Raw genomic sequence first — 6,644 nt, forward strand, 5'->3', positions numbered from 1 at the left:
CAAGGAACTCACATCATGAACGCTATCCCGACCACCTTCATCGTCCAGGGCGCGCTCTGGCTGCTCGTCGTCTTCTCCGTCGTCACGTGGACGCTGATCGTCGTGAAGGCGATCCACAGCCTGCGCTCGAGTGCGCGCAACCGGCGTTTCGTCAGCGCGTTCTGGGCCGCGAACAGCTTCCACGACGCGGCCGCGCTCGACGGCGCGAACAGCCCGGTGGGCGAACTCGCCGCGACGGGCTTCGACGTGCTGCGGCGCGCCGACGAGAGCAGCGCGCACGATCTCGAACACAGCTGGAGCCGCCACGACCTGCTCGAACGCCATCTGCGCCAGCAGATTCACAACGCGCGCCGGCGCGAGGAAGCGGGGCTCGCGGTACTCGCGTCGATCGGCAGCACCGCGCCGTTCGTCGGACTGTTCGGCACCGTATTCGGCATCATCCACGCGCTGACCGCGATCACGCACAGCGCGTCGGCGAGCATCGACGTCGTGGCCGGCCCGATCGGCGAAGCGCTGGTTGCGACCGGGATCGGCATCGCGGTCGCGGTGCCGGCCGTGCTCGCGTACAACTTCTTCGTGCGCCGCGTGAAGGCCGCGTCGGCCGATCTCGACGCGTTCGCGACCGACTTCGTCACGCTCGCGCAGAAGGCCGGCTTCCGCGTGCCGGCCGCCGTGCCCGCTGCCGCCCCGGCGCGCCGTTCCGACGATACGCGTCAGGAGGCGTTCGCATAATGGCCTTCTCGTCCTCCTCCGACAACGACGACGTGCTCAGCGAAATCAACATCACGCCGCTCGTCGACGTGATGCTCGTGCTGCTCGTCGCGTTCATCGTCACCGCGCCGCTGCTGAACAACGCGGTGCACGTGAATCTTCCGAACACCGTCGCCACCGCGCCGGCCGACCGCAAGCCGAACGTGACCGTGAGCGTCGACGGCAACGGCGTCGTGTATCTCGACAAGCGCGCGGTCGCGCTCGACACGGTGCCGGGCGAGCTGGCCGCGCTGAAGGCCGGCCGGCCCGACCTCGCGCTCGACTTGCAGGCCGACGAGCACGTGCCATACGGCACCGTCGCGAAGCTGATGGCCGCGATCGAGCACGCGGGCATCACGCGGCTGTCGGTGCTCACCGCGCCGCGCGGCTGACGCGCCTTTCACGACTCCTTTTTGCGAATGCATTCATGAGCCCGACCGCTTCACACAACGTCCAGTCGATCTGGTACACGCGCTGTCCGGTGCCGACACCGCTCGGCATCGCCGCGCATCTCGGCTGGCTGGATCACGAATTCGCCGGCGACGGCATCACCGTGCGCGCGCTGCAGGAAAGCCAGCACGCGGCGCTGCATCACGCGCACGTCGACCATTCGCTCGACAACGCGTTCCGGCAGGGCGGCAGCATTCCGGCGCTGTGGGCGCGCGCGTCCGGCGCCGACACGCGCGTGGTCGCGCTGACCTGGGTCGACGAGGCCCAGGCGATCGTCGCGCTGCCGGAAGCCGGCCTCGCGCGGCCGAAGGACCTGCGCGGGCGCCGCATCGGCCTGCCGCGCCGCGACGGCGAGCGGATCGACATCTTCCGCGCGGCGGCGCTGCGCGGCTTCGTCAGCGCGCTGTCGCTCGACGGGCTCGGCCCCGGCGACGTCGAATGGGTCGACGTTCCGGCGTCGAACCTGCGCGCGCCGGTGGCGACGCCCGCGACCCGCGACGCGGCGTTCAGCCATCCGGCGAGCCTGTCGAGCCGGCGGCTCTATGCGGCCGAGGCGGCCGCGCTGGTGCGCGGCGACGTCGATGCAATCTACGTGAAGGGTTCGCTCGGGCTCGAAACCGCACACTTGATCGGCGCGCAGCCGGTCGTCGACATCGGTTTCCATCCCGATCCGCAGATCCGCATCAACAACGGCTCGCCGCGGCCGCTGACCGTCAATGCGTCGACGCTCGAACGCCATCCCGACATCGTCAGCCGCTTCCTCGCACGCGTGACCGACGTCGAAGGCTGGGCGCGCGAGCACGAGCAGGAGGTGCTCGGCTATCTCGGCCGCGAGACGGGCTCGGGCCACGACTGGCTGCGGCTCGCGTACGGCGTGGACGTCCACCGGCGGTTGCGCACGGATCTCGACGAAACGTCGATCGCCGCGCTCGACGATTTCAAGCGCTTCCTGGTCGACTGGCGGTTCCTGCCCGCCGACTTCGACGTGCGCGCGTGGATCGACCGGCGCGCGCTCGACGGCATCGCGACGCTGTCGCGGTGAGCACGCCGGCACGCGTCGCCGACGCATGGCGGCGCGAGCGCTTCACCGGCGGCTTCATGCTGCTCGCGCTCGCGAGCGGCACGACGATCAGCATGGCGCAGCTCGCGACGACGCTGTATGCGCTGGCGCTCGGCGTCGACGACGCGCGGCTCGGCATCATCGCCGCGATGGAGCCGCTCGGCATCGCGCTGATGACGTTGCCGGCCGGGTTGCTCGTCGCACGCTACGGTGCGCGCCGCGTGTACTTCGCCGCCAGCATGGGGCCGATGCTGCTCAATCTCGTCGTGCCGTTTACCGGCGCATGGCCGCTGATCGCGCTCACGCAGGGACTGATCGGGCTGTGCATCCCGTTCCGGATCGTGTCGATCAACGGCGTGTTTCTCGCGCGTCTCGCGCAGATCGGCCTCGCCCGTGCGGGCTGGTATCGCGCGGCGATGTCGATCGGAACGGGCATGGCGGGGCCGTGGCTCGCGAGTGGGCTGATCGGCACGCACGGTGCGGTCGCGACGTTCTGCGCAGCGTCGGCGAGCTTCGCGGGCATGGCGTTGTTCAGCCGTGCGTTGCTCGGCGATGCGGAACCGCCGCCGCGTGGTGCGTCCTTTCAAACCGGCGGCCTGCGCGCGTTGCTCGCGCTCGCGTGGAGTCGCGACATACGCGAGCAGCTCGTCGTGGAAGCGGTGAACAGCGCGACGCGCGCGCTCGTCGGCACCTATACGGTGGTGCTCGCGATCCAGTCGCTCGGCCTCACGCAGACGCATGCCGTCGCGCTGCTGACGTGGCAGGGCGCGGTCGCGGTGATCGCGCTGTTCGGGCTCGGGCACGTCGCGCAGCGCATGACCGAGCGCCGCTGCCATGCACTCAGCCTCGCGGGCGGCGTGGCCGGGCTGCTCGCGCTCGGCCTCGCGCGCGAGGTGTGGATCGTCGGCGCGGGGCTCGCCGCGCTGTGCGCCGGGTCGTCGCTGCTGCATCTCGTCAACATGCAGCATCTCGGCCGTCATCCGGCCGACAAGAGCCAGGTGTCGAGCCTCTACAACCTCGCGTCGATGACCGGCGCGTTCTGCGGCCCGCTGGTCGGCAGCGCGCTCGCGCCGCTCGTCGGGTTGCGGGCCGTGTTTCTGTGCTGGTTGCCGGTCGTCGTGCTGGTTGCGCTCGCGCTGCGGTTCGCGCACGGCCATCGCGGCGTGAAGCAAGCGCTGCCTGCGAAGCTGTCCTGACGATTTCGGAAGCGGGCGGTGTTGCGTGGCCAGCAGTTTGCCTGCCGTCACAGATGCGCATGCAGCAACACCGATGCAGCATGGCCGCCGCAAGCCCCGTGCGACGGGCATGTCGATGCTGGCATCCGAATTGCATGAGAGAACCCGTGCGTCGCGCACGCACGTGCGTTCAACCGATCAAACAGGATGACTCATCGATGTTCAGGAAAAAACTAATCGTCACCGCGCTGGGGGGACTGCTGACGGGCGGCGCCGTATCGTTGCCCGCGTGGGCAGAGGATGGCGCGGCGACGGCGGGGGCGCCGGACGCGAAGCCGGCGCAACAGGCGCAGGACGACGCGGCTGCGGCTTCATCAAAGGCGGTGCGTGCGAACCGCGGCACGGCCATACGCGAAACGAATCTCGGCACGGTGACCGTGACGGCGCGCCGACGTAAGGAAAGTATCCAGGACGTACCGGTCGCGGTCAGCGCGCTGAGCGGCGACGCGATCAAGAACAACGAGCTGCGCGTGATCAACGACGTGACGAAGTACGTGCCGAACTTCACCGGGCAATCGACTGAGGGCCGCGAGCGGCCGCGCTGGTTCCTGCGCGGCGTCGGCAGCAACGATCCGTCGGACCTGTCACTGAGCCCGATCGGCGTGTACTTCGACGACGTGTACATCAATAGCGTGTTCGGGCAGGGGTTTCCGCTGTTCGACCTCGACCACATCGAAGTGCTGCGCGGGCCGCAGGGCACGCTGTGGGGCAAGAATACGGTCGGCGGCGCGCTCAGCATCACGTCGCAGAAGCCGACGTTCGACGTGAGCGGCTACGGCAAGCTCGGCTTCGGCCAATACAACAGCCGGCTCGCGGAAGCGGCGATCGGCGGGCCGATCGGCAAGAACGACGTGCTGGCCGCGCGCGTGTCGGTGTATCACGAGAATGCCGACAGCTTCTACACGAACACGGTGCAGCAAGGGCGCTTCGGCGGCTTCCACGACAACGCGGTGCGCTTCCAGGTGCTCGCCGTGCCGACGTCGGACACCGACTTCCTGTTCAACATCCACGGCCGCAACTACACGGGCGGCGGCAACGCATGGCACGCGGAGGGCGCGGGGCGCGGCGGCACGAACCAGTTCGGCTTCGTCGGGCCGAGCGATCCGTATACGGTGTCGCTCAATGCGCCGTCGAGCGATCACATCTCGACGTGGGGCACGTCGCTGACCGCGCACTGGCGCATCAACCCGGCGGTGTCGCTGACGTCGATCACCGCGTTCGAAGGGCTGCACCGCTGGTATCAGGACGACGCGGACTATTCGCCGTTCGATGCGGCGCGCTCGCACGACCGCCTGTCGAGCCGGCAGTTTTCGCAGGAATTGCGGCTCGAATCGCCGCAAACCGACCGGTTGAGCTGGATCGTCGGCACGCATCTGTTTACCGAGCAACTGGCCGAGCAGGGCGCCGGCGGCGGGCTGCCGGGCTCGCCGTCGCCCGCGTACTACCATCTGACCGACCTCACGCAGCACACGCAGAGTGCGGCGATCTTCGGCAGCGTCAAGTACCGGTTCACCGACCGCTTCAACGTGACGGGCGGGCTGCGCTACACGATCGAGCGCAAGACCATCAACCTGACCGGGCTGCAGGATACGGGCAACGTGACGTTCAGCGATCCGAACAGCTGGTGGTCGCCGTCGTCGGTGTCGTCGCCGCTCGCGGTCAGCGCGCGGCAGAACCAGACCAACACCTGGCGCGCGCCGACCTGGGACCTCACGCCCGAGTACGCGCTCAGCAACAACGTGCGCGCGTATTTCCGCTATGCGCGCGGTTTCCGCTCGGGCGGCTACAACGGCAACGCTTATACGCAGAGCACGGTGTCGACCGTGTCGCCGGAGCACCTGACCGACTACGAAGTCGGCATCAAGAGCGAATGGTTCGACAAGCGGCTGATCGTCAACGCGAGCGTGTTCCACTACGACTATCGCGACATCCAGGTGTTCGCGCTGGCGCCGAACCCGTTCGGCGGGCCGCCGGTGTCGACGCTGTCGAATGCGGGGCAAGGGCGCGCGGACGGCTTCGAGTTGGAGCTGAAGGCGCAGCCGGTCAACAGCCTGTACCTGTTCGCGAACCTCGGGATGCTGAACACGCGCTACACGGAGTTCCGCAACGTGCCGACGGCCGTCGGCAACTCGTTCGCACGTTCGCCGCATACGACGCTGAACGCGGGCTTCGACTATCGCGTGCCGGTGTCGTTCGGCACGTTGACGGCGGGCGGCGACGTGAACTACCGCAGCCGCGAGTATTTCAGCGCGACGCGGCAGACGATGCCGCAGCTGTGGCAGGGCGGCTATACGGTGCTGAACGCGCATGTGTCGTACACGACGCCGAACCAGAAGTACATCGTGACCGGCTACGTGACGAACCTGACGAACAAGGTCTACAAGAAGCTCGAGCTGCTACCGTCGTACGGCGCGTATCCGACGCTGTACGGCGATCCGCGCACGGTCGGGATCACGCTGACCGCGAAGATCTGACGGCGTATGGGCTTTCGCCATTCAGTATTTCGGCATCCTTTGCGCATCGTTGAGCGCTGGCCCACAAAACTGTCACATTGGGAATGTGGAAAATTCCGGCATGACGTTGTCATAAGACGAGGAGGTCGTGCCGTGAAGAACCGCACGTGTTCGCGTGGCCAGGGCTCGGCGGGCTGATGTACGACGCGCTGCTGCCTTTGAGCGCGGCGCGTCGATCGGCGCGCTCGCGGGCTGGTGCGGCGGCTGAGTCGACGGGGCTCAGCTGCACGCACCAGCCGCAATAATCAGGGCTCCGGGCAGGCGGCTCGCGCGCGGGTCAAACGTGAGCAGAGGTGCCCGTCCTGCGGCGCCGGCGTGATGGACGTGCAGGCAATCCGCGAAATCCCCGCCATGCTCGCGGTACAAGTGCAACGCGCGTTCGAGCGCGCCTTCTGCCTCAAAGCTCAGTTCACGCGTCTCGAGCAGCGCGGTCAACGCGGCCAAGATTGGCAGGCGATCGAACCGGTAGCGGGATCGCAGCACCCATTCGCGCTCAAGGACTGGAAGATGCCGCCTATCTGGAGCTCACGTTGTACCAAGGCGTCGAGCTTATAGGTACACTAGCGCCTTTCCCATGATTCGACCAGACTCGAGGCGTTCGTGTGCATCGGCAATCTGCTCCAAGGGTACTGTCAT

General features: G+C 67.9%; 6 protein-coding genes. 5 read left to right on the top strand and 1 reads right to left on the bottom strand.

Features of this window, described 5'->3' with window-relative positions; translation table 11 throughout:
• The first annotated feature begins 15 nt into the window (after positions 1-15).
• From SB786_RS31690 to SB786_RS31710, 5 genes are all read left to right on the top strand, one after another.
• Positions 16-732 carry a MotA/TolQ/ExbB proton channel family protein gene (locus SB786_RS31690; protein WP_410730909.1) on the top strand — a complete coding sequence of 239 codons (717 nt, stop codon included), beginning with the start codon at positions 16-18 and terminating at the stop codon, positions 730-732.
• Positions 732-1,142 (top strand): ExbD/TolR family protein, encoded by a 411-nt coding sequence (locus SB786_RS31695; RefSeq protein WP_410730910.1) that lies wholly within the window; start codon positions 732-734, stop codon positions 1,140-1,142. Before SB786_RS31690 ends, SB786_RS31695 begins: the two co-directional genes overlap by 1 nt.
• Positions 1,143-1,177: 35 nt before the next feature.
• Positions 1,178-2,242 carry an ABC transporter substrate-binding protein gene (locus SB786_RS31700; protein ID WP_410730911.1) on the top strand — a complete coding sequence of 355 codons (1,065 nt, stop codon included), beginning with the start codon at positions 1,178-1,180 and terminating at the stop codon, positions 2,240-2,242.
• Entirely contained in the window at positions 2,239-3,456 is a 1,218-nt protein-coding gene (locus SB786_RS31705) for an MFS transporter (RefSeq protein WP_410730912.1), read from the top strand. The genes SB786_RS31700 and SB786_RS31705 overlap by 4 nt, the downstream gene beginning before the upstream one ends.
• A gap of 197 nt (positions 3,457-3,653) precedes the next feature.
• Positions 3,654-5,969, top strand: a complete 2,316-nt coding sequence (locus SB786_RS31710; RefSeq protein WP_410730913.1) for a TonB-dependent receptor — start codon at positions 3,654-3,656, stop codon at positions 5,967-5,969.
• 258 nt (positions 5,970-6,227) lie between these two features.
• Here the strand turns inward: SB786_RS31710 and SB786_RS31715 are convergent, their stop codons facing one another.
• Complete coding sequence (locus SB786_RS31715; protein WP_410730914.1) at positions 6,228-6,491, bottom strand: PIN domain-containing protein; 264 nt, start codon at positions 6,489-6,491, stop codon at positions 6,228-6,230.
• Positions 6,492-6,644 lie beyond the last annotated feature (153 nt).

The organism is Burkholderia sp. SIMBA_062 (assembly GCF_046534765.1).
Classification (GTDB): domain Bacteria; phylum Pseudomonadota; class Gammaproteobacteria; order Burkholderiales; family Burkholderiaceae; genus Burkholderia; species Burkholderia ambifaria.